29 protein-coding genes are annotated in these 26,351 nt (G+C 61.1%); 20 read left to right on the top strand and 9 right to left on the bottom strand.

Features of this window, described 5'->3' with window-relative positions; translation table 11 throughout:
* Window positions 1-24: 24 nt before the first annotated feature.
* Together LMTR13_RS26785 and LMTR13_RS26780 are read right to left on the bottom strand one after the other, a co-directional pair.
* A complete protein-coding gene (locus LMTR13_RS26785; protein ID WP_065730391.1) occupies window positions 25-1,350 on the bottom strand; it encodes a type II toxin-antitoxin system HipA family toxin in 1,326 nt (441 codons plus the stop codon).
* A complete protein-coding gene (locus LMTR13_RS26780; protein ID WP_065730390.1) occupies window positions 1,350-1,601 on the bottom strand; it encodes a helix-turn-helix domain-containing protein in 252 nt (83 codons plus the stop codon). Before LMTR13_RS26780 ends, LMTR13_RS26785 begins: the two co-directional genes overlap by 1 nt.
* Window positions 1,602-2,025: 424 nt before the next feature.
* Between LMTR13_RS26780 and LMTR13_RS26775 the strand changes: the two genes are divergently transcribed.
* The 9 genes from LMTR13_RS26775 (at window position 2,026) to LMTR13_RS26735 (ending at window position 11,674) form a co-directional block, all read left to right on the top strand.
* Window positions 2,026-2,400, top strand: coding sequence for a type II toxin-antitoxin system TacA family antitoxin (locus tag LMTR13_RS26775; protein WP_236843150.1), 375 nt, complete (start codon window positions 2,026-2,028; stop codon window positions 2,398-2,400).
* A gap of 26 nt (window positions 2,401-2,426) precedes the next feature.
* Entirely contained in the window at window positions 2,427-2,915 is a 489-nt protein-coding gene (locus LMTR13_RS26770; RefSeq protein WP_236843148.1) for a GNAT family N-acetyltransferase, read from the top strand.
* Between the two features lie 168 nt (window positions 2,916-3,083).
* A complete protein-coding gene (locus tag LMTR13_RS26765) occupies window positions 3,084-4,604 on the top strand; it encodes a Wadjet anti-phage system protein JetA family protein (RefSeq protein WP_065730388.1) in 1,521 nt (506 codons plus the stop codon).
* A complete protein-coding gene (locus LMTR13_RS26760; RefSeq protein ID WP_065730387.1) occupies window positions 4,597-5,235 on the top strand; it encodes a DUF4194 domain-containing protein in 639 nt (212 codons plus the stop codon). The genes LMTR13_RS26765 and LMTR13_RS26760 overlap by 8 nt, the downstream gene beginning before the upstream one ends.
* A complete protein-coding gene (locus LMTR13_RS26755) occupies window positions 5,232-8,669 on the top strand; it encodes an SbcC/MukB-like Walker B domain-containing protein (RefSeq protein WP_065730386.1) in 3,438 nt (1,145 codons plus the stop codon). The genes LMTR13_RS26760 and LMTR13_RS26755 overlap by 4 nt, the downstream gene beginning before the upstream one ends.
* A gap of 2 nt (window positions 8,670-8,671) precedes the next feature.
* Complete coding sequence (locus LMTR13_RS26750; RefSeq protein WP_065730385.1) at window positions 8,672-9,862, top strand: Wadjet anti-phage system protein JetD domain-containing protein; 1,191 nt, start codon at window positions 8,672-8,674, stop codon at window positions 9,860-9,862.
* A gap of 608 nt (window positions 9,863-10,470) precedes the next feature.
* Window positions 10,471-10,758: a hypothetical protein gene (locus LMTR13_RS41285; RefSeq protein ID WP_156795816.1), complete on the top strand. Its 288-nt coding sequence runs from the start codon at window positions 10,471-10,473 to the stop codon at window positions 10,756-10,758.
* Window positions 10,759-11,088: 330 nt separating this feature from the next.
* Window positions 11,089-11,328: a hypothetical protein gene (locus LMTR13_RS42955; protein ID WP_065730383.1), complete on the top strand. Its 240-nt coding sequence runs from the start codon at window positions 11,089-11,091 to the stop codon at window positions 11,326-11,328.
* A 130-nt stretch (window positions 11,329-11,458) separates the two neighbouring features.
* Entirely contained in the window at window positions 11,459-11,674 is a 216-nt protein-coding gene (locus LMTR13_RS26735) for a PDDEXK family nuclease (RefSeq protein WP_210184844.1), read from the top strand.
* A gap of 28 nt (window positions 11,675-11,702) precedes the next feature.
* Here the strand turns inward: LMTR13_RS26735 and LMTR13_RS26730 are convergent, their stop codons facing one another.
* The 6 genes from LMTR13_RS26730 to LMTR13_RS26705 all read right to left on the bottom strand — a co-directional run bounded on the left by LMTR13_RS26730 (window position 11,703) and on the right by LMTR13_RS26705 (window position 17,649).
* Complete coding sequence (locus LMTR13_RS26730) at window positions 11,703-13,925, bottom strand: S8 family peptidase (RefSeq protein WP_065730381.1); 2,223 nt, start codon at window positions 13,923-13,925, stop codon at window positions 11,703-11,705.
* Entirely contained in the window at window positions 13,922-15,067 is a 1,146-nt protein-coding gene (locus LMTR13_RS26725; RefSeq protein ID WP_065730380.1) for an AAA family ATPase, read from the bottom strand. Before LMTR13_RS26725 ends, LMTR13_RS26730 begins: the two co-directional genes overlap by 4 nt.
* Window positions 15,068-15,216: 149 nt before the next feature.
* Complete coding sequence (locus tag LMTR13_RS26720) at window positions 15,217-16,116, bottom strand: HesA/MoeB/ThiF family protein (protein ID WP_083219242.1); 900 nt, start codon at window positions 16,114-16,116, stop codon at window positions 15,217-15,219.
* Window positions 16,113-16,694 carry a hypothetical protein gene (locus tag LMTR13_RS26715; protein WP_236843147.1) on the bottom strand — a complete coding sequence of 194 codons (582 nt, stop codon included), beginning with the start codon at window positions 16,692-16,694 and terminating at the stop codon, window positions 16,113-16,115. The genes LMTR13_RS26720 and LMTR13_RS26715 overlap by 4 nt, the downstream gene beginning before the upstream one ends.
* Window positions 16,613-16,942 carry a hypothetical protein gene (locus tag LMTR13_RS26710; RefSeq protein ID WP_065730378.1) on the bottom strand — a complete coding sequence of 110 codons (330 nt, stop codon included), beginning with the start codon at window positions 16,940-16,942 and terminating at the stop codon, window positions 16,613-16,615. The genes LMTR13_RS26715 and LMTR13_RS26710 overlap by 82 nt, the downstream gene beginning before the upstream one ends.
* Window positions 16,939-17,649 (bottom strand): multiubiquitin domain-containing protein, encoded by a 711-nt coding sequence (locus tag LMTR13_RS26705; protein WP_065730377.1) that lies wholly within the window; start codon window positions 17,647-17,649, stop codon window positions 16,939-16,941. Before LMTR13_RS26705 ends, LMTR13_RS26710 begins: the two co-directional genes overlap by 4 nt.
* A gap of 161 nt (window positions 17,650-17,810) precedes the next feature.
* Between LMTR13_RS26705 and LMTR13_RS26700 the strand changes: the two genes are divergently transcribed.
* The 4 genes from LMTR13_RS26700 (at window position 17,811) to LMTR13_RS26685 (ending at window position 20,471) form a co-directional block, all read left to right on the top strand.
* Window positions 17,811-18,206, top strand: a complete 396-nt coding sequence (locus LMTR13_RS26700) for a helix-turn-helix domain-containing protein (RefSeq protein ID WP_065730376.1) — start codon at window positions 17,811-17,813, stop codon at window positions 18,204-18,206.
* On the top strand, window positions 18,193-19,113 hold the full coding sequence (locus tag LMTR13_RS26695; protein ID WP_065730375.1) for an ImmA/IrrE family metallo-endopeptidase: 921 nt from the start codon (window positions 18,193-18,195) through the stop codon (window positions 19,111-19,113). Before LMTR13_RS26700 ends, LMTR13_RS26695 begins: the two co-directional genes overlap by 14 nt.
* Before the next feature lie 513 nt (window positions 19,114-19,626).
* Window positions 19,627-19,962, top strand: coding sequence for a hypothetical protein (locus tag LMTR13_RS26690; protein WP_065730374.1), 336 nt, complete (start codon window positions 19,627-19,629; stop codon window positions 19,960-19,962).
* A gap of 101 nt (window positions 19,963-20,063) precedes the next feature.
* Window positions 20,064-20,471, top strand: a complete 408-nt coding sequence (locus tag LMTR13_RS26685) for a Rieske (2Fe-2S) protein (protein ID WP_065730373.1) — start codon at window positions 20,064-20,066, stop codon at window positions 20,469-20,471.
* Window positions 20,472-20,486: 15 nt separating this feature from the next.
* Here LMTR13_RS26685 and LMTR13_RS26680 read toward each other — a convergent pair whose 3' ends face one another.
* Window positions 20,487-21,077, bottom strand: coding sequence for a hypothetical protein (locus tag LMTR13_RS26680; protein ID WP_065730372.1), 591 nt, complete (start codon window positions 21,075-21,077; stop codon window positions 20,487-20,489).
* Window positions 21,078-21,357: 280 nt separating this feature from the next.
* On the opposite strand from LMTR13_RS26680, the gene LMTR13_RS26675 reads away from it, so the two are divergent.
* From LMTR13_RS26675 to LMTR13_RS26645, 7 genes are all read left to right on the top strand, one after another.
* Entirely contained in the window at window positions 21,358-21,681 is a 324-nt protein-coding gene (locus tag LMTR13_RS26675) for a HesB/IscA family protein (RefSeq protein ID WP_065730371.1), read from the top strand.
* 16 nt (window positions 21,682-21,697) lie between these two features.
* Window positions 21,698-21,988, top strand: coding sequence for a NifU family protein (locus LMTR13_RS26670; protein ID WP_065730370.1), 291 nt, complete (start codon window positions 21,698-21,700; stop codon window positions 21,986-21,988).
* Window positions 21,985-23,172, top strand: coding sequence for a cysteine desulfurase NifS (gene nifS, locus LMTR13_RS26665; protein WP_156795815.1), 1,188 nt, complete (start codon window positions 21,985-21,987; stop codon window positions 23,170-23,172). The genes LMTR13_RS26670 and nifS overlap by 4 nt, the downstream gene beginning before the upstream one ends.
* Window positions 23,173-23,188: 16 nt before the next feature.
* Complete coding sequence (gene nifT, locus LMTR13_RS26660) at window positions 23,189-23,413, top strand: putative nitrogen fixation protein NifT (protein WP_065730369.1); 225 nt, start codon at window positions 23,189-23,191, stop codon at window positions 23,411-23,413.
* The gene (locus LMTR13_RS26655) at window positions 23,410-24,273 is read left to right on the top strand and encodes an SIR2 family NAD-dependent protein deacylase (protein WP_065730368.1); all 864 of its coding nucleotides are present in this window, start codon (window positions 23,410-23,412) and stop codon (window positions 24,271-24,273) included. The genes nifT and LMTR13_RS26655 overlap by 4 nt, the downstream gene beginning before the upstream one ends.
* 337 nt (window positions 24,274-24,610) lie before the next feature.
* Window positions 24,611-26,110 (top strand): nitrogenase cofactor biosynthesis protein NifB, encoded by a 1,500-nt coding sequence (gene nifB / locus LMTR13_RS26650; protein ID WP_236843502.1) that lies wholly within the window; start codon window positions 24,611-24,613, stop codon window positions 26,108-26,110.
* A gap of 11 nt (window positions 26,111-26,121) precedes the next feature.
* A complete protein-coding gene (locus LMTR13_RS26645) occupies window positions 26,122-26,334 on the top strand; it encodes a 4Fe-4S binding protein (protein WP_028350583.1) in 213 nt (70 codons plus the stop codon).
* Window positions 26,335-26,351 lie beyond the last annotated feature (17 nt).

The following is a 26,351-nucleotide window of genomic DNA, read 5'->3' as shown; positions in this document are numbered from 1 at the left end:
CCGGTAGCAACCGTAAACTTTCTGCTAATGCACTTTCAATGAACTCAGGCGCAGCATAGCCGCGGTTTTCACCGAATTATGGATTGCCTCGGGAAAGCCCTTTGGCAGCTCGCTTTCGATTTTGGCGAGCGCAGCTTCAGCGGTAGAGGCGACACGTTCGATTGATTCCTGAACGAGCTTTTTCGGTACGCCCGCCGCTTCGCCTGTCTGCAAGAAATGCCGGCCGTGTACTTCGGCAATCCTGTAGTGATTGTTTGTTCCTACCGACATTGCGAGCTTCATCTGCTTGCGCTGAATTTGACCGGTGTCCAGACTCGGCTGTGCCGTGAGCACGTCGTAAAGCGGTGTCAGATGGTAGCGGCCGCCGGGCGTGATGAAGATGCTGAAATTCTTCGCATGGCCATCGGTCGCACCAATCAGCCAAAAGAAGATTTGCGCTCTGAGCAGCGTCGCCTGATCATCAGCAGGCGTGTCGCTGCCTTTGAGCAGATCAAGAAGCTTCACCATGCCGGGACCGCCATCGCTCTGGTATTTGCGCGTCGGCGGGACCGCCAGGGCCTGACAGCAGTCCTCCTGCGGCAGGCGGAGCAGGCGGCCATCCTTCGTCCACCGCCGGTCGAAGCGCTCGATGACGAGCGCCGTGGTCTTACCGAAAGTCGCAATCTCGGCATGGTTCACCGGCAGGCCGGAGGCGGCGGCAAGTCTCAGGCAGTAGTATTCATTTTCGACGCTGTTCGAAAGGTCGATACCGTTGGGCAGCTCCCCGATCTGCGTCTTGAAAATATGGGTCGTCGGCGTGGTGCCGTGCGGCTTGAGCCACTTGCCGCCGTGCCGCAGCAGCGCCGTTTTCTCCTGTGCTCCTGCCACGGAAATCCGGAAATGATCGTCGCGCGTAAGTCCGAGCGGAGTCTCGGCAAGCCCGTTGAGGAGCTTTTCAATCGCTTCGTCATCGACGGCATCGCCGGCGATGGTGCGACCATCGCCATGGTGATCATCATCATGATGATCATCATCGTCGGCAATGAATTGCAGGGCGCCGACGCAGTCCCTGCCGATAGCAGCGAGCAGGCTGTAGGCGTCGGTCCCGGCGGCGCCGACCTTTTGCGCTACCCGGCGACGGAGCGCGTCGGAGTCAGGTAGCAGATTGTCGAAGACGGCCGTGACGGCTTCGCCGCGGAAGGCATCCTCCCGCAGCGGCAGCGAGAGCGAGACTGGCAGGGCATGTTCCCATCCGAGCCAGTCAGCCTCGTACCGGTATTCAATAGCGCCAGTCGCCGCCTTGCTCAGCAGGCCGACGAGGCGGTTGTTGAGGAGCACGCGCAGCGGCTCATGGCGGCGACGCCGGGGCATCAAAAAATGTCCTCAAGGTCGGCGGCTGTGCCTTTGCTGCGCGGGACGATCCGGAACTCAAGGTCCAGGGCCGCGAGTACCGCAAGGATGGTGTCAAGCTTGGCTGCCGGATGGCCAGTTTCGATGAGCGAGATTGTCTCCTGCCGCAAGCCCGCCCGCGCGCCGACCTGCGACTGGCTGAGCCCCCACTTCTTACGGGTGCGGCGGATCAGGTTGCCAATCTGGTTCGGTGTGCGGGCGAGGTCGGTCATATTTTACCGCGACCTAGTATGCGCTAATTCCGATAAAATCGCAATATGGCAGATGGCGCATAAATGGACATTATGCGTCGAATTGCATAAAACACGTTTATCGGATTAAGGTTATGCTTCCGTTACCGCAATCGCGTTGCGCTCGGTATTCGCGACACGGAACGCGCCGGGAAAAGGAAGCAATGCTTGATGCCGCGAAAGGAGAAGCGGCGAAAGGCGGGCTGGGCCAAGAAGTTCCGCAAGCCTGCTGTGCCGCAGCGGGTCTCTGTCGTTTGGTGGCTGGTTCGGACCTCTGGGGCGTTTCGGGCGGTCTATTAGGTCAATATAGGACCAATTTCGGCAATTTCGACCGTCATCAGGGCTATTATTGTTGGAACCCAGGAACTGTGTTGACGTTGTGTACACACATGCAATATAGAAGGCGATGAAAGTTGCGAAATTAAAAGTTGATGTTGTTGAGACCGTGGGAGAGTTCGCAATGGAACACGCAGCAGTATTAGAGCGTCCGAGGACGCGTACAAAGACGCGGCGCGCCCGAAGCGAAACCAATATACATATCCGCGCAACTGTCCAAGTTAAGCATCTAATCGATACTGCGGCTGTGGCCGTTGGTAAATCGCTCAGTGAGTTCATGCTCGATAGCGCGCGTCAGCATGCGATCGATGTTCTATTGGACCAAAGGCTGTTCGTCCTTGAGCCAGAGAAGCACGACGCTTTTATAGCCGCCTTGGATAACCCGCCTCCCGCAGGCGCAAAGCTCAAGGCACTAATGAAGCGTAAGCCGCTTTGGCAGAAGTAATAGAGCATCCCGGGAGGCGTGGGGGTTTGATAGCTCCCACACTCCTGAAGCCTACGCACGACTTCAGCCGCTTTCACAGCGGCAATGAAGCGTTGGACGATTGGTTGAAGAATCGTGCTCTTGATAGCGAGGGCAAGACCGCGCGCACTTACGTGATGTGCGAAGATAACGTGGTCATTGGATACTATTGCATAGCCTCGGGGAGTGTTGAGCGGGCGGCGATCCCCAAGCCTATTAAGCGACATGGGCTGCCGAACCAGGTCCCCGTCGCTATTATCGGGCGCTTAGCCCGGGACCTTTCCTATAAGGGAAAGGGCATTGGATTGGACCTCCTCCAACACGCGCTCCATCAGATTGTGCACGCCTCGGAAACGATAGGAATTCGCGCAATCCTCGTGCATGCCATCGATGATAACGCAGCAGCCTTTTGGAAAGAGGCCGAGTTCATTGAAAGCCCCATCGGTTCAAGAACTTTCTATCTTCCGATAGAAACGATAATCGACGCGCTGCCCTAACAGTTCGCCACATTCACCCAGTGCCGAGAATATTCAATGAACATAACGTGTTGGGTTGCGCCTTCCCCGCGATACGTCTCAAGTGGAAATATTCTCTCGGCAGGTCATGAGTTTGAGGCCGGCTTGATCCATCCTCCGGGATGAAGGCGGTCCAGGGAGCAACATCCATTGTCCTTGTTCCGCCATTTGCACGACGAGGCGTTCCTGGTGTTTTCGAGGGACCACAAGCACCTTTACGCGGCCTGCCTGCTGGATCTGCACGAACGCTTCTTCACGGGGGCTCCGGCATTCCCGACACCGCGGCAGGTCGTGCACGCCATCTACGATGTCATGCGCGCCAATCCTTCGCTGTGGAACGAGGGCGACAATTTCGGCGGCCTGCCGGACGTGATCTCGGCGGGCCGCCGCCGGATCCGTAAAGCCGACCTCGCTTTCGCATCCGAGAAAGGCGACAAGGCGCTCGGCTTGGCCCGACAACTCTACTCGCGCCTGGTTGATTGGGGCTGGCTCGAGGAAGAGGAATACGGCCTGCGGGTCACCGTCGACATGGCGATGGGACCCTTGCTGGTGATCCAGCGACTGGCGAGCCTGAACAAGGACCTCTCCCAAAGATTCGGCGGCCTGATCGTCCAGATTCGTCTGAACCTCGAGGCAGTGGAGAAGCTCACGCCCGAGGTGACCGATCGCAAGCAGCGCGAAGCCGCGCTCGCGGTGCGTGAGGCGCGCAACCAGGCCGACCAGTTCACCAAGAGCCTTCGGGCGATCCTCGCCGACCTCAAGCGGATCAGGCGGACGGTCATGGAGTCGAAGACAATCGGTACCCGCCTGGAGGCCTTCTTCGAGGAGTTCGTCGATCAGCTCCTGCTGAAGGACTTCGAGTCCATCCTGACGGTGAACCATCCCTACCGTTTCCGCGACGCCATCGTCGACCTGGCGCGCAGGATCTCCTACACGCCGGACACGATGCAGGTGCTCGCAGAGGAATACGCGGCGGCCAGCATGGCGTCAGATGTCGAAGACGGCCATACGGCCGCCGCCGACGACCTGCTGGCGATCGAGAACATCTTCGAGCAGATCGGCGAGATGTTCGAGCGTATCGAAACGTTCCGGCGACAACTCGAAGCGCGCGTTCGCAATACCATCAAGTACGCCGAGCGCGGCGCACAAGGTCTGGTCGGCCGCGCCGGCGACCTGGTCCGCCGCCTCGACGCCCTGCTGCGGGACGGACGCCACGACCAGGCGACCGTCGAATGGAGCGTCGAGCCGCTGGCCTCCCCCTGGTCGGAGCACCATCAGGCGTCGACCCGACAGCCCCGCCGGCCCGTCGAAGCAAGGGAGCTCCCGGCGCCACCATCCGACCCGCTCTACGAACTGCGGAAGCAACTCCGGCTCGAGTACATCGCGCGCATCGCGCCTCGTCCGGAGGACGTCCGCAAGTTCCTCGAAGGGCAGGTCCCACCGTTCGGGACCAAGGAAGCGCGTTTCGTCGAAATCGAGACGGTCGACGACTTCCTCGCGTTCGACTCCGCCCGTCGGTACGCCCTGACGGGCGAGGTGCCGCCGCAGGTCGCCGGCAGCTTCGATCTGCAGCCATCGCCCGATACTCCGCCGCACGACAGCGAATGGCTCAGATGCGCCAATTTCGTGATCCGTCGCGGCGGCCTCCGAAAGGGAGTAGCGCATGCTTAGCGAGTTCGAGAACATCGAGCGCTCTGCTGGCGCCGACAAGGCAGCCGATCTGCGCAAAGCGCTGCACTTCCTGCTGCGTCGCCAGTTCGTGTTCGCAGGCGACCCCCGGACTGGCACCATCTACAACACAATCATGGACGGGCGCTTCCGCGACGCGGTCGACGGCTTTTTCGACACCTGCGGCTACCGCCTCCATCGCGATCCGGAAGCCCAATGGGCCGGCATCGTTGCCATGGACGAAGACGTGCCGCTGCCGCGGATGAAATTGGACGAAACCATCGTGATGCTCGTCCTCGCCGCCTATTGGCAGCAGGAGATCAACACGGGCGCGATGGAAGACAGGGCGGTCGTCGTCACCACCATCAACGACCTGTTCGATCGCTATCGGGAGATGGTGCAGCCCAACGGGGGCAGCGCCGTCTCAAGTCAGCGCTTCCGCGACATCCTCAAGGAGGCCGCCCAGCGCAGCTTGGTCGAGATCGGAGACTTCGACAACGAGCAGCAGGACTGCGAGGTCCGGATCCGGCCGATGATCAAGCTCATCAGCGGCGGCGACGCCCTGCAGAGGCTCGAGCGCTACGTCCGCAGCGAGGAGGCCCGCTTTCCGCGGGACGCCGGAGGCGAGGCATGATGGAATTGCGGCATCTTGCCTTGGTGAACTGGCACCTCTTCGACGTTGCCGACATCGCAGTCGCCGGCCACATCGGCGTGCTGGGCGAGAACAGGTCGGGCAAGTCGACCATCCTGGACATGGCCCAGGTCGTTCTCACCGGCGGCAACCGGCGCTTCCTGCGCCTGAACGCGGTGGCGGGCGATAGCGGAAAGTCCCGTAGCGGATCCAAGCGCAGCGTCGTCGACTACTGCCTCGGTACGCTCGGCGAAGACCAGCGTCGGCGGGACGAAGCCCGCACCTACATCGCGCTCGGATTCGAGGATACCGAGCGAGAGCGGCCGTCGGTTACGATCGGCATGGCTCTCGAGGCGCGGAAGTCCGACAGCAAGGAGACGGTGCTGGCGCTCTTCGTCGCCGTCGGCACGGTCTTGACGGCCAAGGACTTCATCGAGCGCAAAGGAGCGCAGCAGTTCCCCGCGCAATGGGAGGACGTCCGCGCCCGGATCGTCGCGGCGGTGGGCGAGCAGAATTTCGTCAATCACCGGGACCGGGCCGGCGACTACGTGCGCGAATACATGCGCCATCTGGTGCCGCACGCGCCCTACGGCGAGCAGAACGCCAGCGCGCTGCAGAAGTCCATCGTGAACGCGATGACCCTCGACCATAACCAGACCGCCACCCAGTTCGTCCGGGACTACATCCTGGAAGACAGTCGGATCGGCATCAAAGAACTGCGCGAGTCGATCCAAACTTACCGCAACATCAGCGAGACGATCCGGAGGATGCGGGAGAAGCTCGACGCCCTGAAGGCGCTGCGCGCAATCTTGGCGGGCCTGGAGAGGACTCTTGAGACGAAATTCCGCGAGGAATGGATCGCCAGGCGCGCCAACTGGCTGGCGGCCAGGGCGACCAATCGCGACCTGCGGGCCAGGCTGCGCGACGAGACCGCGCAGCGGGCCGCGGCGACAGCCGAGCTCGCCTTCATTGACGAGGACGTCAAGGCCATCGACAGGGAGATCGAACGCCTGACGACAGCGATCGCGGAACATGACGCCAGGACGGGCCGGAAGGAATTGGCGCAGACTGCCATGATTGCCGATCAGGCCGCGCAGCGGGCCCTTTCCGAATTCAGGGGGCGGGTGGAGAACATCCAACGGCTTCGACCGCTGCTCGCCATGTACGGCTGCGGCTTCGACGAATTCATTCCCTCGGTCGCGAAGCTCCTCGGTGCAGCCAAGAACGCGGAAGTCGGAGCCGTGGCCGACGAACTCTCGGTGGCCGAGCAGGCATTCGTGTCTTCGGCGCCAGCATGGTCGGCCAAGGTCGACGAGGCGAGACAGGCGATCATGGCCGAGGCGTCGAAATTGCGCGCGCAACGCGGCGATCTGCTCGAACGCATCCGCCAGCACGCCTCTGGAGGCGCGCGTGCGCACCTGGAGCCGGACACTGAGCGCCTGTGCCTGAGACTCCGGCAAAAGGGAATGGCGCCACGGGTGCTCTGCGAGTTGATCGAGGTCGCGGACCCTGAATGGGCGGGAGCCGCCGAAGCGCTTCTCGGCCGCGACCGGGACGCGGTGTTCGTCGACCGACCGGACATCGGCGCGGCGACGGCGATATTCAAGGAAGGTCGCCGCGAATTCCGTCACACCTCGCTGGTAAGCCTCAACAAGCTGGAGCAGTTCAGGGCCAAGCCGGACCGCGGAACGTTTCCCTCGATCTTCCGCACCGAGGATCCGGACGCGCTGTCGTTCATCATGCGCCGCTACGGCTCCGTGCGCCTTGCCGACACGCTCGAACAGTTTAACAAGCCGGGCCGGGCCATCATGAAGGACGGTCTCTACGACGACGGCCTGGTACGGACCCATCGTTCGATCGATCCGTCGCAGCACAAGATCGGCAAGGCGGCTCAGGCGAACGCGCTGCGAGCGCTGCAGGACCAGGCGGAGGCGCTCGAGGACGCGGTTTCCCAGAAGGCGAGGGAAGCGGAGGCAGCCGACGCCGCATTCGCGGCCCTCAGGGCCCTTTGCACCGACGGGAGCGCCGGCCTGAAGTTATGTGCGGCAGTCTTCTCCGCCGCCGAGGCCGAGAAGGCTGATGCGCAGGCAAGATTATCCGCCCTGCACGGAGCCGGTGACGGCGGGCTTCGTGAGAAGAAGAAGGCGCAGCTGGACCTCAAAGAACGCCGGCGCGTCGAGCGGGAGACGCAGCAGAGGGCTTTCAACAAGCACAATGGCGAGGTGCGGCTCATCGAAGGGAAGCTCGGGGACGGAGAAAACGTGCCCGGCTCCGAACTCAACTTGAGAGTCGCCCAATCGATCTTCCTCAAGAATCGGTCACTCTACGCCGCGATGAAGGGCCGCGCCGCCTACCGATCGCGCCTCGATACGCGTTTGCAAAAGAGCGAAGCGGAGAAGCATCGCTCCATCGCCGATAAAGCCCTGAAAGATGCCGAGGCGTCGGACGTGGAGCGCAAGGGTATCGAACGCCGGGTGCGGGAATTCCTGGACGGATACTTCGACGATTTCGGCATGAGTTCTCAAGTCGGCATCGAAAGCGAGCCGCTCCAGGAAGTGAAGCCCTGGATGGAGCAGTTGATCGACGACATCGAATCCAACGAACTGCGCAGGTACGAACGGCAGGCGCGCGAGGCGGCCGAGAAGGCCTCGACGCTGCTGCGCGGCGAGTTCATCAACGCCCTGACCTCAAGGATCGGCAAGATGGAGCGGGACCTCCAGTCGCTGAACCGTAGCCTCCAGACCCACCCCTTCCACAACGAGCGCTACTCTTTCCATCGCACACAAGTCGTGGAATTCCAGCCGATCCTCAAGATCATCGAGATCGGCAAGACCTCTCCGGAAGCGCTGGACATGCTCTTCCGCGGCGACGTGCCCGACGACTTCCCGCACAAGGACACCATTGTCGCGCTCGAGGCGCTCCTTGAGGATCCGGAGAAGGACTTCACGCAGTTCGAGGACTACCGGAACTTCTACACCTTCGAGATCCACATGGAGGACGTCGCCACAGGCCGGTCCACTCGATGGGAGCAGCGTCGTGGGACGGGATCGGGCGCTGAGCAGCAGGTGCCAATCTATGTGGCGATCGGGGCCTCGCTCGCCGCCGTCTACGGCAGCGCCGAGCGGCGCGCCGGCAAGCCGTCGGGTTTTGCGCTCGCCATGTTCGACGAGGCGTTCTCCAAGATGGACGGCAGAAACCAGCGCCAGATGATGGCCTTCTACAAGAAGCTCGGCCTGCAATTCGTGATCGCCGCGCCGTTCGAAAAGCGTGTCGCGGTGCTCGAGCACATGGACACCATCGTCGAGGTGGATCGCATCGGCGAGCAGTCGAGGGCGACTGTCGTTTCGCTGACGGAGAAGGCCAAGCGCGAGCTCATGGCCATCGATCCGGATCTCATGTCCGATGAGGACCTTGCCGCACGGCTGGCCGCCGAATAGCCATGCCGCGCCGTTTCACCGACGCGAAGGAACTGTTAGGCGATCTTCTCGACCGGTTCGAGGCCGGCGCCTCAAGCCCGCTCGCGCACCCCGATTATGCCGCTTTCCCGTCTGTCCCGGCCGCCGACGCCTTCCTGAAACAGATCAAGGAGGCTGAAGAGATCGGCGCGGTCTCGCTCGGCTGGGGGCGCGGCGCCAGGCGGGACCAAGTCGCACACGTGCGGCTGGTGTCGGCGGGCGTCTTGTATGAACGCCTCGGCCGCACCCCGGCGTCGCGGATCGCCGAAGATGCTGCCGGGCGTCTCGTCGCCGGGTTGTCGCTGCACGACGGACTGAAGGAAAGCGCTGCGGGTATCGCCGACGTCTGGGGGCGAGGGAAGACGTGGCACGGATTCGCGTCGTCCGACGTCGAGAGGCTCCGCGACGCGTTCGCGCTGGCCCAAGCGATTCTGGACAACAAGCACCTGGACGTCGACTATAAGACGTTCTCCCGGAAGACGGTGGGCGACAGCAAGACACTCGAACGCAACGAAGGCGCCGTCGTACGACTTCTAAGCGGAATCCTCGAATTTCCGCCGGGCGCGCGACCGCGCGAAGCGTTGCGGACTATCGGGCTTGAGCGTTTCGCCCCGCCGCTTCTGATCGCGGGGCGGATCGATCTCGACGAGGCCGATCTGTCCCGGATCTCTCCGCATTATCTCGGAATAACGCCCAAGGAGGCAGATCGTATCCGCTTCCGGGAGCCCCCGGTCTACGTTCTGACGGTCGAAAACTTCGCAAGCTTCAACAGGCATATCGCCGAGGCGGACCCCGGGCGACTGGGAACAACGATGTACGTGGGTGGATATCCTTCGCTCGCGACGCAAGAGGCGCTCCGGGTCATCGCAGGAATGGTGTCCGAATGCACGCCGATCTTCCACTGGTCGGACATCGATCCGGACGGCACCTGGATTTTCCACACAATCGAGCGCGCTATCGGACGTCCGATCCGTCCCCACCTCATGAGCATCGAAATCGCCAAGCAATCTGGACAAGTTCCGCCTAAAAAGGCCGCACCAGCGCGATGCCTGTCGGATTCCGGCATAGCTGCGCTCGCCACTTATCTGGCGGAGGAGGGCGCCAAGACCCTTGAGCAGGAAGAGCTCGACCCCGTCTTGCCCCAAGTCACCGCTCGGAGGTCAGCACTAACTTAGCCGAGAACCGTCTGTATCGTGATTGAGAACCGTCAACTCGGTTCCAAGCGCATTGGAAATCGGATTCTCCGTTGTGACTTGAACGACGGGGTTGCCGGTTAAAGGGTGCGCTGCGACGGTCGGGCAAAACGCGAGACAGAGGATAGACCCTGCCGTCTTGGTCCCGCGAAACATGCCGTCGATCTTTGACTAATCGTTGTCCGTGACGATGCGAGTTATCATCTGCCGACAAGCTTTCGACGCGATCCCCCACCGGGACTAGCTCGTCTGAGAAGTAGCCGCCGTCCGGCCAGATCTCGTGCGCTTGCTGCAGCCCCGGTGTCAGATGAAACACCACTATCCCTTCAGTACTCACTGACGCTTCGATCTGACGAATGCCTTTCGAGGTGCTCTAGCATGTTTTGCGTATGTGGCGATCGGACCGTTTTGAAGGCATAGTCGTGTCTCGCGTTCCGCAAACCGGCGCGCGTTATGATATCAAGGTTCTTCCCGTCTGCCTTTGTGGGGATGCAGTTCGAGCGTCAGACCGGCACCTAGGCAAAGACCAGCCCAATAGAGCTCGATCAGCTTCTTGTATGCATCCGGTGCGCCGGCGGGATCTCCCTCAGGTGGATCGCGCCATCCGCGAGCATCCTCAAATGCGGCACAAGGTCTACGAATTGCGAGTGCTGATGCACCTTGAGCATATTCGTGGCCAGAGCATGTATCGCTACGCCTTCCGTGTAGTTCTGCCGAAGTTCATCTGGACCGGCGAAGCGCGTCCAAAGTCGCTCCAAAATCATCCACAAGGCAAGCATCTCGGCGCCTGTTTGTGGGTGCCGAGGAATGCTGATCCCGTACCCCAGCAGCAACGGTTCGAAGCGGTTAACAAAGAACCGATGCCGACGCGATGGTGACGCCCGTGTTTATCCGCTCGACGATCGGATGAAAGTCAAGAACTTCAAAGGCTTGCGGAGGTCGACTCGTTTTTTACGGCAACCGCGTTAAACAGCTCGTTCTTGTAGCCAAGATCGGCTCGTTCTTTCGACGCGCAGTTATTATTGATCAATAGGTTAGCCGACCCGTTTAATGTGTCGGCATAGCCCGCGCGGGACACTTTGCTGGCAGCAAGCCGTTATATCGCTTCAGACATTGCTCTTGAGAAGCCCGCTCACCGTGGGCGGACGGACCGCTCTCGAGTTGCAGGGATATGCGTTTTCCTGAAAGAGACGGAGAAAGAGATCCATTTGTACGGCCCCAAATCGCCGCCGACCTGGCTCTGCATATTGCCGCTGCAAGTGCATTTCTCCACCACAATAACCAGACGCTTCCGCAACGGCCCGGTGCATTTCGGGACTACAAGCCTCGCGTTGAATGTCGCCAAGGACAAACTGGCCGACGCCGGTGCCGAGGCGAGCTTCACTTTGCAGCCGATGGGCCAATGGGACTGGCCACTCACGCTCAACCCTGAAACGCCCATCGAATAGTTCGTCATCCAGGCATTGGCGAAGGAGAAGCTGTTTCCCGCGTGCCAGATGCTCGTTATGGAGATGGGGCAACGTTTCCTTCTTGTACCATCTCTGGAACGACGTTGAGTTCCGCCACCGCGAGGGTCTGGTGACGGAGGCGGACCTGTTCTTCCCGGATGAACGCATTGCTATGTTCTGCGATGGAGGACACCAAGCGCGGGCCAAGCAAAAGGCAAAGGACGCTGTCATTACCGACAAGCCCGCAGCACTCGGTATCCGCGCTGTTCGCATTCCCAGTGATGAAATTAGGGAAGACTTGCCCAACGCCCTTTGTCGCGTGAAGGAAGTGATCGCCCAAAAATAGGCTACGCCGGGATTACCATACCCGCCGATCAGGTGGTCACCGGAATCTCAACGACTGGCCGTAACGTTTCGAGCTGCCGTGCGTACTTGCGGACGATCTTATCGTAGAGGTCGCCCAGATGCTTGGCGTGGACGCTGATAACAAGCGCATAGGGCAACTCCTCTTTCGGCGCGAAGTTTCGGCCGCCAAGACGCGCATTGTAGTAAATGTCGAGCACGGGGTTGCGCAAAGTCTTGCCCATGAAGGTCACGCTTGTATGCAGGCAGTTCTCCCATTTCCACGCGTCGCGCCGCAGCTCGTCTTCCATCAAGCCGCTTTGCGTCTTGCCGAAGAAGCTCTTGCTGTCGGCGTGAACCTGACTGGGGTCCTTGCGCTTCTGATCATGCGGGCGGAAGGTCGGCTCAAGCCCGGCGCGTGTGTAGTTGTCGGGGTGATGCGGATCGACCCCAGTCGGATAGCAGAGTGTTGCCGTGATCGTAACCTTGCCCGGAATGACGCCGGAAGGCACTGGAATCGGAGCGCGGATATAGCGGGTCGGCACGATGCTGCCCTGGTAGACGACGCGTACGGTGTCGTCGTCGCACAGCACGATGTCTTGCACGGAACGCGCGACGCGGCCGCGCCCGACGTCTTCGCACGGATAATCGGATGTCTCGGCCGTGTGAATCAGCAAGGCCCGAATGGCAAGCATGCTCAGGTTGTCGCCGAAATGCGCGCGCACGCCTGCGCCCATACGGAGCACGGACGGCGCGGAAAAAGATGTCCCTTCGGTCGCCTCGAAGGCCGCGGCTGCCGTTTCGCTAACCACGATAAAGGGTCGTTGCAGACAGCCGCCGAATTCGACGAAGTCAGGTTTGACGACGCCGGGGCTGCGGCCTGGGCCGACGGAGCTGTAAATGCAGCGCTGCCACTGCGCCTCAGGGCTGTCGCAGGAACCTACGGCAAGAGCATTCACGCAGTCGGCCGGGACCTGGATGCGGTTGAAGCCGCCCTTCGCCGGGCTATCGCCGTCGTTCCCGACAGCGATTGTGGCCAGGGTCGTGCCGCGCGACAACCGGTCGTCGAGCACGGCAGTCCAAGCATGAACGTCGTCGTCTTCGATCGGAAGACGGGGGCCAATGCTCAAATTCACGAACTGATATTGTTTTTCGACGAGCACTTGGTCGATACGTGCCAGCACCTCGTAGAGCTCGTGCGGGTTCTGACCAGGCGCCGTATCAAGGACACGGTAATGATCGACCGGCGCATAGGGGCGGGCCACCGGATTAGCCGGGTCGATATGTCCGAACAGGAACGCGGAGGTGACGCCAACGCCGTGTTTCTGGAAGTCGCCGATAGTCTTGCCGATGCCGGGCGGCTCGATGGACTTCACCCATTTGCCGATGGGATGGTTCTTCGGCACGCCGCCATCGAAAATCGCAACGCGGATATTGGGATCGACGGGACCGGTAGCCGGCAGCGCGATATCCTCCATCGCGACACGGGAAGAGCGGAAGGTCGGCCGCAACATTCGCAAGGATGGCATCTGCCGCAGCGCACGCACGGGCGTGAAGGTGGCAATATCGTCGGCGAGCTCGACTGGGGCCTCTAACTCGACGAAGCACAGCCCGCCCGCCGAAAACCGGCGGTCGAGCGGCTGATCGATGCCGATCTCATCGAGGTAGTCCTTGAACAGCGGAATGATGCCGTTTGAGCCCGTCCCGCCGTCGCTGTGAAGAACGACCTCGAACAAGGTCTTGCCGCTCTTCGGCAACCGGCCCTTGATCTTGTCGCGCGGCGATGGGGCGGCCACCTGCTCGATGGTGGGTAGTTCATTGGCGCCCGTCACATCCTCGCCCCAGCGCGGCAGCGCGTTGCGCCAGGCGCGAAACGCGTCGCGGGTGCCCATGACGAACAGTTCGGTGGTGATGGTCTCTTCCGGCTCACGGCCCTTCGAGCGCTTCTGCGGGGTGATGCGGCGCGGCCGGCTGCCGACCGGCTCGAGCCCGATCGATTCAAAGAGTCGTTCCGGGAAGTATGACTTGGCGATGTATTCCGGGTTGAGCGTGACGGTTGCCACCGCCCGATTGTCTGGACAGGCCGAGTCCGGCAACTGATCGATGCCGCGCACGACGCGCGTCAGCATCGGCGCGATGCGGTCCCTCGCTTCGGAGAATGTGTAGGGATGACTTTTCGGTGCGCCGCCCCGGACGCCCGCAACATCCTCGACAAGACGCTCGCCCTTCCCGAGCAAAAAATTGCGCTTCGTCATGGCCTGTCTCTGCCGTTCTTGCGATGAGTCTTCGTCACCCGCGGCGCCGTGTGGCTGCGGATGGTATCGCGCGCGACACCTGTCAGCTCACGCGCCTTGCGCTGCGATAACATACCCTGATCGACCAGGGACGCGGCCAGCTCAATCCGTCTTGCTCTCGAGAGGGACTTATGGGCCAAGATACCCGCAAGTTGCTCTTCGAGCGGCGTGTTGCTGAGAGCGGCGCTTCTTCGAGCTGCCGAGAGGTCTCGTTCGACATCGCTGAACGAGCGGCCGGCGAACGCCACGGCCAGCACGGCGCTCCATTCTTTCGTCGCCGGAAAGTAAGGCGCGAGCGTCCCGGCAATGAAGCGCTCGATCCCATCCCGGTCGGGCAGCGGGAATTCGACATGCAGCTCGAAGCGGCGCCAGATCGCCGGATCGAGGAGGTCCGGGTGATTGGTGGCGCCCAGCAGCACGCCGGAGGTCGGCCAATCGTCAATCTGCTGAATCAAGACAGTGACAAGCCGCTTCAACTCGCCGATCTCGCCGCGGTCGTCGCGGCGCTTGGCGATGGCATCCAACTCGTCGAGCAGCAGAACGCAGTCAATGGTCTTGGCGTATTCCAGGACATGACGCAGATTGCTGCCGGTCCTGCCCAGCAGACTGCTCATCACGGCCGCCAAGTCCAGAATGAGAAGCGGGCGCTTCAGTTCGCGCGCAACCCACCGCGCGGCCATGGTCTTGCCGACGCCCGGAGGACCAAGAAACAGGGCTGCCCTTGTCGGATCGAGGCCGGCACGGGCGAGCGCTTGCGGATTGCGCCGTTCCCCCACGATCTGGCGCAACGAGGCCTCGAGGTCCGTGGCGAAGACAGGTTCGTGATCGAGCGCCGGCTCTGGCTCCACGCGCATCAGATGCAAGCGCGAGTCTAGGTCGACGGGGAGCGGCACCTCAGCCTGGCGACGCAAGGGAGACGCAGGAGAGGGCAATTCGTGCAGCAGCATTGTCAGCGCCTCGGCGAACTGCGGCACCAGAGGCTGATAGCGCTTGGCGGCGCGGCGCAGCACCACCTGGACGTCCTGGGTGCGTCCTGAAAGCGCCGTGCGGGCAAGCTGGAGGAAGTCAGCTTCGATGTCGGTCTTTTTGTTCTCTTGGGCCATATCACGGTCAGTCGAAAACGAACGCACTGGGTCACCAGCATAGCGGTGGTGGACGAATTCTCCTACACCTATAGAAAACTCGTCCACAGATAAAAATAAATTAGATATATCAAATGGATATCTGTGGACGAGGTGTGGCATGCTGTCTGCTACGTTTCGCCTCTTCCAGAAAGTCGATTCCAAATCCGCTGCCACCACCGCCGCGCGGGTTCGGGCGCCGCCGCAGGCCGCGGGCGAAACGACTGCTTGCGGATATCGAACATGGGATCGCCGGTCTCATCAGGCGGATGATGCGGGCACACATGATCGCGCAACAGCTCCATGCGCGCGTTCCGCGTCATCGTACCCTTGTTTCCGTCGTAATCGAGAAAGACGAATTTCGGCGGGTTCTGATACCAGGGGGTGAGCACCTGAGTCAGCAATCCCACGGCCGTCGACGCCAGAACGCCATTCGACCAGACGACCTGCGGGCGCGAGCCGGCCGCCCCGTAGCGATTGGCTTCCTGCTCCAGACGCTCATCCGTGATGAAGCCGCAACAGCGCATGCAGGGCGCGCCCGGCATCGAGAGGATCACCTGGCCGCTCACGAGAAACCCCTTTTTGCCCAGGTCGTGCACGTCCATGCCGATGTCGATATAGGGAATGAGATGCCGGCGGGCGAACCGCTCGAGCTGCTCGCGCTCCTTGAACCCGTCGACCGCTCCGATGATGACGTCACAGCGTTTGAGATCGTCGGCCGCGTCGCGCCAGTCGACCTGCACGGAGATGATCCGGGCTTTCGAGTGAAGCCCGCGGATGAGACGCTCGGCAATCGACACCTTGGGCATGCTGACCGCAACGTCGGCCAAGGTCCCGCCGATCAGCCGGTTGGTATTCGTCTCTTCGATGACGTCCGGATCGGCGTTCACATACCCGCCGATGCCCATATGCGCCGCCTGCTGCGCGACATGCGAGCCGCCGCCGCCCAGACCGACGATGCCAATCGTGGCAGTTTCAAGAATGGCATTGCTGTCAGCGCCAAGGAAGCTCTGGCGGTCGAGACGGGTCATGCGGCTCTCCAGTTCCGGATGGGCATGCCCACCTCGGCGAAGCGGGTGATGAAGGGCTGTGGCGACTTGCGGTCCAGCCAGACCTGACCGAAGGCTGCTGTATCGCTGAGCACGATGGCACCGTGCACGGCATGCGGTGCGACCGAGACGAAGTTCGGCACGAAACGGGCATTCTCCCGGTTGTCGACGCCGCTGAAGCCCGGGACGCCGCGGCCGCCATGCATATGCACGTGAAAGATGGCGACGCGCTCGTTCATCGCCCACTGGCGCGCGCCGCGGATGGCCTCGGCGCTGATCATGGCGCCGACGCTCTGATCCCGCAGATAGTCCTCGTCGCGGACCGGCCGGTAGTCGCGCGCGAGGATCAGCAACTCGTCATGCGCGGCCGCAAGGCCGGCTGCAATGAATCCGACCCGTTCATGTGCGAAAGCGTGCGGCCGCCGCAGATCGGCACGGATTGCGGCGAGCAAAGTGCTCATTATCTTGAAGCGGATATTCATGCCACGGCCCTCAGATGCGCCAGCAGCATCTGCGTCCACCGCAGCGAGGCGGGCACGTGATTCCAGGACGGCGCCCACCAGTTACGCTCGATGACGCGATGCTGGTTCCAGTTGGCACCGCGTCCATCGATCTTGCGCTCGAAGAACAGGCGCGTCTCGTAACCGGAATGCGCGAAGGGCACGAGGAGTAAATCCATGCGGTAGGGATTGTCCCCGGCCACGAAGCCGAAAGCGGGCAACAGTGCGACAGGCTTGCCGCCCTCCTTGAGGAGGACGGCATCCTGGTGCATGGCCTTGAGGCCTGCGAGCTGCGCGGCGTCGCTCACGACGAGCCCCCGCAGGGCACCTGCTCGAAGAAGCGCATGCCGTCCTTGACGCGCAGCCGCTTGCCCGGCTTCAGCTCGGTGAGGTTGCCTTCCTCGTTGATGACCTCGAGGACGTAACCTTCCTGGACGCCGAACAGAGTTTTCAGCTGCTCCGTCGAGTAGGTCCCGCGACGAATTTCGCGAGGCTCGTTCTCGAAGAAGACCGTGATCAATCGCTTTTCGGTCTGCAGATGCTCGGTGCCCTTCTCGCCGAGATCGAGATGGTCGTCGGCCTTGAGTTCGACGTCCTTGCCGTCGCGCTCCAGGATGATCACCTCGTCGTCGCGGACCCGGCCGATGACGCGCAGCTCAGGCTCGGCGATCGTCCGCACGCCCCACTCGTAGCCATGATCGTCCATGGTGAAACGGAGGATGCGGTCGCTCTTGAACGCCCGAAACGCCTCCGTGCCCGCCGCGGTCAGGTCGACGGTTTCGTCGAGCCCGATCGAACGGGTGCCGCGGCGCATCAGCTGGATCAGGACAAAATCTCCGGCCGGCTTGAACCCCGCCTTGTCCAGGATGCGTTCGCCGGCGGGCGTCGCGTCCGAGAACTTGACGGTGATGTCGTTGACGGTGGTGAAGAACTTGCCGTCCGGCCCGGGACGGCGCGCCGGCTCCGTCTCGACGTGGTGATCGCGGGCCTGGCCGCCAGTGAGTGCATTTTTCATCGTAAAGTACCTCTATCTTGGCGCCAGCCCATCGCCGGCCCGATAGTGATAAGATAAGGTGGCATGCAAAGAATGTCAAGCATTTTGCAGGCGCGCTTGACATTCTTAGCACCCGGAGCTAAATACATGAACGGAATCAAGAAGTTTGGAGGAGCGAAGTCATGGCACGGAAGAGCGTTGAGCCAGAGGTCAAGCTCACGCTTGGACAATATCTCGCCTCAATTCGCGAAGATCGCGACCTCTCGCAGCGTGACGTGGAGAAGGCTACCAACAAGGTCGTGTCCAACGCGTACTTGTCTCAAATCGAAAACGGACTTATCAAGAAACCCAACCCAAACATTTTGCACGCGCTCTCAGAGCTGTACGCGATCAGCTACGAGGATCTGATGGAGCGCGCCGGCTATATCGTGCCGACACGCTCGCGCAGCGGCGGCGAGCAGCGCCATGGCCGCGTCGCGACGTTCGCAGGCCATAACCTCACAGATGAAGAAGAAGCGCAGCTCGTCCAGTTCCTGGGATATCTGCGCAGCAGGAAAAAACCTGGTGGCCAAGGCTGACGACAGTAGTCTCGACCCCGAAGAGTTGCGCGCCGTGCAGGCCGCTGCACGGCGCGCACTGGATCGGGCCTCTGCATGGGGCATCTATCCGACACCGACCGCCGTCATTCTCGAAGCAGCCAGTCTGAAAGTTGCGCCTGCAAGCGCGTTCGACCCAAGGCGCATTACAGACTACCTGCTCGGCAAGGCCGAGAGCGCCGCAGTCGCACTCAAATCCGCGATCGCCAAGGTGTTCGGCATCTATGATGCGGGCGAACAGCTGATTCATATCGACGACACCGTCCACAAGTCCAAGCAGAACTTCCTCAAACTGCATGAGGCCGGACATCACGAGCTGCCCTCGCACCGCAGTGCGTTCCGATTGTTCCATGACTGCGAGAAAACGCTCGATCCGACCATCTCTGACCTCTTCGAGCGCGAGGCCAACAATTTTGCCCGGTTCGTTCTGTTTCAGGGTGACGGCTACGCATCGATGGCGGCCGATCACAAACTCGAACTTAAGACACCGATGAAGCTGGCCGGCAAGTTCGGTGCATCGGTCTATGCGTCATGCCGTGAATTTGCGCGCACGCATCACCGCGCCTGCGCCGTCTATGTTCTCGAGCCAGTCACGTATTGCGAGAAGACCGGCGCGCGGGCCAAAGTTCGGCGCATCGAGGCGTCTCCTGACTACCTGCGGCAGTTTCGCCGTCCTGACGAGACCGAGATCACGCTTGACCATTCACTTGGCAGGGTTTTGCCAGTCGGAAGGAAGATGACACGTCCCACCACTGTGTCGATTACAGATCGAAACGGCCAGGCGCATGAATGCGTAGCCGAGGCCTTCGACACGACATTCAATGTGCTTTTGCTGATTTATCCGGTGAAGGCGCTGACGGCTGTCACTGTGATTATCCCCAGTCGGTGAGCGCCGCCGCAAGTCGGTGTACTATGAGACTAGTTGACCGCAAGTTCGACGAACCTCACTCGTCCGGAGTCGTGTAGGTAGAGCAGAGGGTCCCAGCCGTCTCGTCATACCGACCGCAACGTTGACGCGTCAGATGGCTCGATGCCGGATGCGCGTCATGAGCCGGGAGGAATGCAAGGGGAGGCGCGCAGCGGGGCCTCCCTTGCCAAGATGGTGCTGTATGACAGCACACATCTTGCGGACAGCCCGAATCGCGACGTAGGGCAAGCATGAGCCGCTGGTCAGTCTCCAGACGTTTGAGCGAATTCAAGATCGCATCAACGGCGTAGCCCGCGCGCCCATGAGATCGGACAACGGACCACCCAGCTGGCTGAGCTTGCTGACAGCCACAAGCGCGAGGCCGCGAAGATCGAAAAAGAAACACAACGGCTCATAGACCTCATCGTCGGCACGCCTTCGACCGAAGTCGCCAGGGCCTACGAGCGCTGCCTAAGCGAACTAGAAAAGCAGAAGTTGCTCATCGCCGAAAAGCAGGAGCAGTTGGGGAAGAAGCCCGGCTCGTTCGAGGAGTTGTTCGAACTCGCCGTTGGCTTCCTCTCAAAGCCTTACGAACTCTGGGTTTCCGGCAATTTGGCGCTTCAAAAACTGGTGCTCCGACTGACATTTGCGGAGCATCTGGCGTACTGCCCGAAAGAGGGCTTTCGAGCGCCAAAAACGACTATGCCTTTCAAGCTCTTGGATGCTTTTCGAGGAGGGAAAAACAAGATGGCGCCACGATTCGAACGTGTGACCTCCACCTTCGGAGGGCCGCAAAGCGCAAATCGTCGATCGTGCAACGGTTGCAATTAGTTGTGGTCTCGCTTGCGACCTAAGAAAGGTAAGGCGATCCGGTACTTTGCGCGATTTTTGCAAGGCTGATCGCAGGATGATCAATTGAAGGTTCTCTTGTCATGAACGAGCAGCGGTCGCAACCGAATATCGCCTATGCGATTTGCGGGTTCAACGATATTCCAAGCCAGCGCGCCATGGGCTTCCACCTCATGATCGTCGACGAAGACGGCAGCCACAGGCCGTGGCCCATTGCCGTGGTGCGCTGGGGCAAGCGGGTGTTTGCCTATCTCAACAAATGCCCGCACAATGGCGTCAATCTGGACTGGGAACGCAACCAGTTTTTCGATCCCCGCGGCATCCGGCTGATGTGCGGCAAGCACGGCTCGACCTTCGAGCTCGGCACCGGCCGCTGTGTCGACGGCCCGTGCAAGGGCAGCAGTCTCACGCCGGTCGCGTTGATAGTGCTGGACGGCGATATCTGCGTGACCGGCGTGCGGCTTGTCGAGGAGGAGGATTCCTCTGGCTAAAGCTAAAGCCGGCGCTTAGACCGGCCGGTTCTCGTTACGGTTTCTCACGGGTTCCATCCTCTTCAGCCCGTCTTCGTAAGAGATCTCATCATAGGACGCATCGACATCCTTGGTTGCGTCGAGCAGGTAGTCGAGCTTGCCGGGCGCGTCGAGCTTCTTGATGTCATTCTTGTCGACGCCGACCAGGTCCATCATCTCCTTCCAAACGGTGGATTCTTCGCACGGCAGCACGTTGAAGGTGATACCACCGAGCTTGATTCGGTATTTCGCCAACAGGTCTATGTTGTTGCAAAACATGAAGTAGCTGCCATCAGGGCTTAGCGCGCCGTCAAGAACGTTTGCGACATCAGCAAGATAGGCGAAGCAGTGCAGATAGCCGGCCAGCACCGGAATGGTGCTTTCGCCTTCCTGCACGACCGTCAGTACCTGCTCGATCGAATAGTGGGGCGGCCGCTTCTCGTCCGCGACCTGGTCCTGGAATTTTAGGGCGATATCGCCGCGAAAGCCGAACCGGCCCTGCTTGGTGGTCCCGCCCTTGAATATGGCATTGAGCAGGCGCCCCTCCTTCTCCAACCGGCCTAGCGCGGTGTTATCGATTGCAGTCATGAAAAATCATCCCTCGATCCAAGACAATCGCCGGACACTCCGGCGGCGGGAGACGCAATGCAAATTGTTTGCCGCCGCGTTCGTAACGCTCATCCCCGGAATCCATAAAGAAGACACGCAAAGCCGGCGCGATCCCTCGAAGACCTTTGTCAGCAACCCGACACCCGTCGCAAAGCCAACAGGCGCGTTTCGAAAAAAAGGTGAGCATTGTCAATCTCGTGGGCGCTGGCATGCAACTTGCCAATTACCATGCAAACGACTCGGGAAAATAAAGGGTGCCATGATCAATCTGACGAATAGCGCAGTGAATGCGCTCAAGAGCGCGATCTCGGCTTCGGCGCAGCCGACGAGCGGCCTGCGCATCATGGTCGAGGCTGGCGGCTGCGACGGATTCAAATACAAGATGGGCCTCGCCGACGAGGCAAAGTCCGACGACACCGTCATCGAGCGCGACGGGATCAAGGTGTTCGTCGACAATAAGAGCCATGAGCACCTCGCCGGCACGACGATCGATTTCGTGGTGGCGCTGGAGGGCTCGGGCTTCACCTTCGACAACCCAAACGTCAGCTCGAGCTGCTCCTGCGGCAAATCCTTCGGCAGATGAAAAGAGAAATCGAAGCATGCTGGTGGAACCAGAACAACTGAAGCAACCGCCGGTCATTGAGACCAATCGGGAGCAGCTCATTCGCGCCGTGATCGAGGAGATCCGGCCCAATCTGCAACGCGACGGCGGCGACTGTCAGCTGGTCGGGATCGAGGGCAGCAAGATCATGGTCAAGCTGACTGGTGCCTGCGTATTCTGCAAGCTTTCAAGCGCGACGCTAGAAGGCATTCAGGCGCGGCTGGTCGAAAGGCTCGGCGAATTCGTTCGCCTGATCCCGGTCGCCGGCGCCACCAATGCGCGGCATTGAACGAGGCGATTGTGCCGATCTATCTCGACAACAATGCGACCACGCGGACAGATCCGTGTGTCTTGCAAGCCATGTTGCCGTTCTTCACAGAGCAGTTCGGCAATGCCTCGTCCACCCATGCCTTCGGCAGCGAGGTCGCGGGCGCGGTGGGGAAGGCGCGCCGCAGCCTGCAGGGTTTGCTGGGGGCCGCCCACGATCATGAGATCGTCTTCACCTCCGGCGGGACCGAGTCCAACAACGCCGCCATCCTTTCTGCGCTTACGACCCAGCAAGGGCGCGACGAGATTGTCACCACCTCCGTCGAGCATTCCGCCATCCTCACGCTGGTCGAGCAATTGGCGACAAGGGGCATCAAGACGCATGTGATCCCGGTGGATTCGCGCGGACGGCTCGACGTTGAGGCCTTTCGCTGGGCGCTTGGACCACGCACGGCGATCGCGTCGGTTATGTGGGCCAACAACGAGACCGGTACGATTTTCCCGGTGGAGTTTCTGGCTAGGTTGGCGCGTGCGGCGGGCGCGCTGTTTCACACTGATGCGGTACAGGCTGTAGGCAGGGAGCCCATCGACTTGAAAGACAGTGCTATCGACATGCTCTCGCTGTCGGCGCATAAGCTGCATGGCCCCAAAGGGATCGGAGCGCTCTATTTACGCAATGGCACGAAATTCAGGCCGCTGATCTGGGGCGGGGCACAGGAACGACGACGACGCGGCGGAACCGAGAACATCCCGGGCATCATCGGTCTTGGAAAAGCTGCGGAGCTTGCGGCCGAGCGCCTCGAGCCCGAGCGCGTTCGCATTGGTGCGTTGCGCGATCGCCTGGAGCAGGCGATCTTGCACAACTGCCGCTGCATAGCGCTCGGCGATGTCAGCAACCGGCTGCCGAATACGGCTAACATCGCCTTCCAAGATCTCGAAGGCGAAGCAATCGTCCACCATCTCAATCGCGCGGGCATTGCCGCTTCGCACGGATCAGCTTGCAGCTCTTGCTCAATGAAGCCGTCTCATGTGCTGCGCGCCATGAACGTGCCTCCGAGGATCCTACGCGGCGCGGTGCGCTTTTCCTTGTCGCGTGAAACCACCGTCGAAGAAGTCGATCAGGTCGTCCGAATAGTGCCCGGCATTCTGGCTCACCTGCGCACCATATCACGAGAGCATCCCAATCACGCCAGCAATTCGCCCTGATACACGAGTTGATCTGATGAAAATCATGATTCGCCGCTCTCCGGAGGCAGGCCTGTCGATCTACGTGCCGAAAAAAGATCTCGAGGAGCCGATCGTTGAATCGGAGCACGAGATGTTGTGGGGCGGCTGGATCAGAATAGCCAATGGCTGGGTGCTCGATCTGCCCGAGATGGCGAGCGATACGCCGCTCCCGATCACGGTAAATGCCAGGAAGCGTGGTGGGGGCGCGGATGAGCGATGAAGAGGGCCCCGCAAATCGACTTTGTTAACGCGGCCGATGCGGAGGCGATTCTCACTGACGTAGCAACTAGGCTGCGTGCCGGCAGCATTGTTCCCTATCTCGGACCTGGCCTCGCCGCGTTGTCGAATCCGGATGCGCCGATGACGCCGGAGGCCTTGGCTGGCTTCTTCGCTGCCAAGGTAGCGCTGCCGCGCCGGGCCAAGGGCAATGTCTGGGCGTCGGCGCAGCACATCGAGAGCAACAAGCATCGCTCCACCGTGACGGCATTGATGGCGCAGGCCTTTGCTGCGCCGGTCGAGCCGACGCCACTGCATCATCATCTCGCCGCCCTATCACCGCCTCTCATCGTCGATGCCTGGTATGACGGCGCGATGCGTGCGGCGCTTGGCAAGCACCATGGGTGGGGCGAGCTGCAGGGCATTAGCCGCGCCGGCATCGGCGAGGACCGCTGGTATCGCTTCTATGATGCGGAGGGCAGAGAGGTCGATCGCGCTGTGGCGCAGAGCTGGACCACGGTCCTCTACAAGCCGCACGGCGGCGTGCTGCCTGCCAGGAACTTCCTGATCTCTGACGCCGACTATGTCGAGGTGCTGACCGAGATCGACATTCAGACGCCGATCCCCGATGTGGTGAAAGAGCGGCGCAATGGCCGAAGATTTCTCTTCATCGGCTGCCGCTTCAACGATCAGCTGCTGCGAACCTATGCGCGGCAGCTCACCAAGCGCTCGGCCGGTGTTCATTACGGCATCGTGGAGCCGGATGTGCTGTCCAGGAATGAGCTGCGCTTTTTGGTCGAACAGGACCTGACGCCGCTTGCGATCCCGCTCCCGCGCGCGATCGAGATCCTGCTCGCCGGCTGACAGACCTTGATAGGGGTCGATGTTGCTCGCGTGCGGGCGCACGCGAGTTGTCTTGCGTTTCGCGCCAGGGTGCCTGCGCTCATTTCCATGTCAGGATCGAGACGCCTGTCACACTTCGAACATTTCTAATGTCGTGCAGAAGGCTTCGCTTCCACGGCCAACCGCGGCAGGCGGGCTCACTTTTTGACTTAGATCAAAATTGCTCGCCGTTCCGGCCATGGCACGCGAGTTGCAAATCTCCTTTTCAGTTTCCGCCTGCAGGGAGAATGAAAGGATGGACGTATCAGCGCTGGACGAAGCAAGCTTGGCAGGGAGCGCCGTCGACATCGGCGAGACCATGCAGGTGATCGCCGAGCACAAGGGCTGCGGCACGTCCGGCGGCAGCGGCAAGGCGAGCTGCGGCTCGCAAGCTGGCCAGGGTGAGCTGCCAACCGAGATCTGGGAGAAGGTCAAGAACCATCCCTGCTACAGCGAAGAAGCGCATCATCACTACGCCCGCATGCATGTTGCGGTCGCGCCCGCCTGCAACGTCCAATGCAATTACTGCAATCGCAAATATGATTGCGCCAATGAATCGCGCCCGGGCGTGGTGAGCGAAAAACTAACGCCGGAGCAGGCAGCGAAAAAGGTGGTGGCGGTCGCCTCCACCATCCCACAGATGACCGTGCTCGGCATCGCGGGGCCCGGCGATCCCCTGGCCAATCCGAAAAAGACGTTCAAGACCTTCGAGCTGGTGGCCAAGGCCGCTCCCGACATCAAGCTGTGCCTGTCGACCAACGGCCTCATGCTGCCCGACTATGTCGACACGATCGCCCGCTTCAAGATCGACCATGTCACCATCACCATCAACATGGTCGACCCCGAAATCGGCGCCAAAATCTATCCGTGGATTTTCTACAACCACAAGCGCTACACCGGCCTCGAAGCCGCAAAGATTCTCAACGACCGCCAGCTGCAAGGCCTCGAGATGCTTACCGAGCGGGGCATCCTCTGCAAAATCAATTCGGTGATGATCCCGGGCATTAACGACCAGCATCTGCTCGAGGTCAACAAGGCGGTCAAATCGCGCGGCGCGTTCCTACACAACATCATGCCACTGATCTCCGCGCCCGAGCACGGCACCCTATTCGGTCTCAGCGGCCAGCGGGGTCCGACCGCGCGGGAATTGAAGGCACTGCAGGATGTCTGCGAAGGCGAGATGAACATGATGCGGCACTGCCGGCAGTGCCGCGCCGACGCCGTCGGCCTGCTCGGCGAGGACCGCAGCGCGGAGTTCACTACCGAGAAGGTTATGACCATGGACGTCAAATATGACCTGGAGATGCGCAAGGCCTATCAGGCCAAGGTCGAGGTGGAGCGCGTCGCCAAGGTTGCTGCCGAGCAGGAAGAGCTCGCCGAGCTCGCCAGCGAAATGAGCGGAGTCAAGCTCTTGGTTGCGGTGGCGACGAAGGGCTCGGGCCTGATCAACGAGCATTTTGGACATGCCAAGGAGTTCCAAGTGTACGAACTCTCCACTACGGGCGCCAAATTCGTCGGCCATCGCCGCGTCGATCACTATTGCCGGGGCGGTTATGGCGAGGAGGAGAGCCTTGCCACCATCATCCGCGCCATCGACGACTGCCATGCGGTGTTCGTGGCCAAGATCGGCGGCTGTCCGAAGAGCAATCTGTTGAAGGCCGGGATCGAGCCAGTCGACCAATACGCCCATGAGTTCATCGAAAAATCAGCGATCGCCTGGTTCAAGTCCTATCTCGAGAGGGTGCAAAGCGGCGAGATCCAGCATGTCAAGAGGGGCGAGGCGGCGATCCGGCAGGGCGCGCTGATTTCGGCTGCTTGAGGGAGACGTCGATGCCGTTCAAGATCATTGCCTCGCAATGCACGAGCTGCTCGGCTTGCGAGCAGGAATGTCCGAATGTCGCAATCTCGGAGAAAGGCGGGACGTTCGTCATCGACCCGAAGAAATGCACCGAGTGCATCGGCCATTTCGAAGAGCCGCAATGCGTCGCGGTGTGCCCGGTCGATAACACATGCGTCATCGACACCTCATTGCCGCGCTACTAGGCGCGGCCGTAAATAGG

Source organism: Bradyrhizobium icense, assembly GCF_001693385.1.
Classification (GTDB): Bacteria; Pseudomonadota; Alphaproteobacteria; order Rhizobiales; family Xanthobacteraceae; genus Bradyrhizobium; species Bradyrhizobium icense.
This window is presented reverse-complemented; position numbering and strand designations above follow the sequence as displayed.

What these genes read in the sequence shown, in the direction of transcription:
- LMTR13_RS26655 (WP_065730368.1), top strand. Translation starts at nt 23,410, where the DNA reads ATGAAGAGGGCCCCGCAAATCGACTTTGTTAACGCGGCCGATGCGGAG.
- LMTR13_RS26670 (WP_065730370.1), top strand. Translation starts at nt 21,698, where the DNA reads ATGCTGGTGGAACCAGAACAACTGAAGCAACCGCCGGTCATTGAGACC.
- LMTR13_RS26730 (WP_065730381.1), bottom strand. Translation starts at nt 13,925, where the DNA reads ATGACGAAGCGCAATTTTTTGCTCGGGAAGGGCGAGCGTCTTGTCGAG.
- LMTR13_RS26680 (WP_065730372.1), bottom strand. Translation starts at nt 21,077, where the DNA reads ATGACTGCAATCGATAACACCGCGCTAGGCCGGTTGGAGAAGGAGGGG.
- LMTR13_RS26705 (WP_065730377.1), bottom strand. Translation starts at nt 17,649, where the DNA reads ATGAAAAATGCACTCACTGGCGGCCAGGCCCGCGATCACCACGTCGAG.
- LMTR13_RS26785 (WP_065730391.1), bottom strand. Translation starts at nt 1,350, where the DNA reads ATGCCCCGGCGTCGCCGCCATGAGCCGCTGCGCGTGCTCCTCAACAAC.
- LMTR13_RS26775 (WP_236843150.1), top strand. Translation starts at nt 2,026, where the DNA reads ATGAAAGTTGCGAAATTAAAAGTTGATGTTGTTGAGACCGTGGGAGAG.
- nifB (WP_236843502.1), top strand. Translation starts at nt 24,611, where the DNA reads ATGCAGGTGATCGCCGAGCACAAGGGCTGCGGCACGTCCGGCGGCAGC.
- LMTR13_RS26755 (WP_065730386.1), top strand. Translation starts at nt 5,232, where the DNA reads ATGATGGAATTGCGGCATCTTGCCTTGGTGAACTGGCACCTCTTCGAC.
- LMTR13_RS26750 (WP_065730385.1), top strand. Translation starts at nt 8,672, where the DNA reads ATGCCGCGCCGTTTCACCGACGCGAAGGAACTGTTAGGCGATCTTCTC.
- LMTR13_RS26685 (WP_065730373.1), top strand. Translation starts at nt 20,064, where the DNA reads ATGAACGAGCAGCGGTCGCAACCGAATATCGCCTATGCGATTTGCGGG.
- LMTR13_RS26700 (WP_065730376.1), top strand. Translation starts at nt 17,811, where the DNA reads ATGGCACGGAAGAGCGTTGAGCCAGAGGTCAAGCTCACGCTTGGACAA.
- nifT (WP_065730369.1), top strand. Translation starts at nt 23,189, where the DNA reads ATGAAAATCATGATTCGCCGCTCTCCGGAGGCAGGCCTGTCGATCTAC.
- LMTR13_RS26780 (WP_065730390.1), bottom strand. Translation starts at nt 1,601, where the DNA reads ATGACCGACCTCGCCCGCACACCGAACCAGATTGGCAACCTGATCCGC.
- LMTR13_RS26720 (WP_083219242.1), bottom strand. Translation starts at nt 16,116, where the DNA reads ATGACCCGTCTCGACCGCCAGAGCTTCCTTGGCGCTGACAGCAATGCC.
- LMTR13_RS26645 (WP_028350583.1), top strand. Translation starts at nt 26,122, where the DNA reads ATGCCGTTCAAGATCATTGCCTCGCAATGCACGAGCTGCTCGGCTTGC.
- LMTR13_RS26675 (WP_065730371.1), top strand. Translation starts at nt 21,358, where the DNA reads ATGATCAATCTGACGAATAGCGCAGTGAATGCGCTCAAGAGCGCGATC.
- LMTR13_RS26725 (WP_065730380.1), bottom strand. Translation starts at nt 15,067, where the DNA reads ATGGCCCAAGAGAACAAAAAGACCGACATCGAAGCTGACTTCCTCCAG.
- LMTR13_RS26760 (WP_065730387.1), top strand. Translation starts at nt 4,597, where the DNA reads ATGCTTAGCGAGTTCGAGAACATCGAGCGCTCTGCTGGCGCCGACAAG.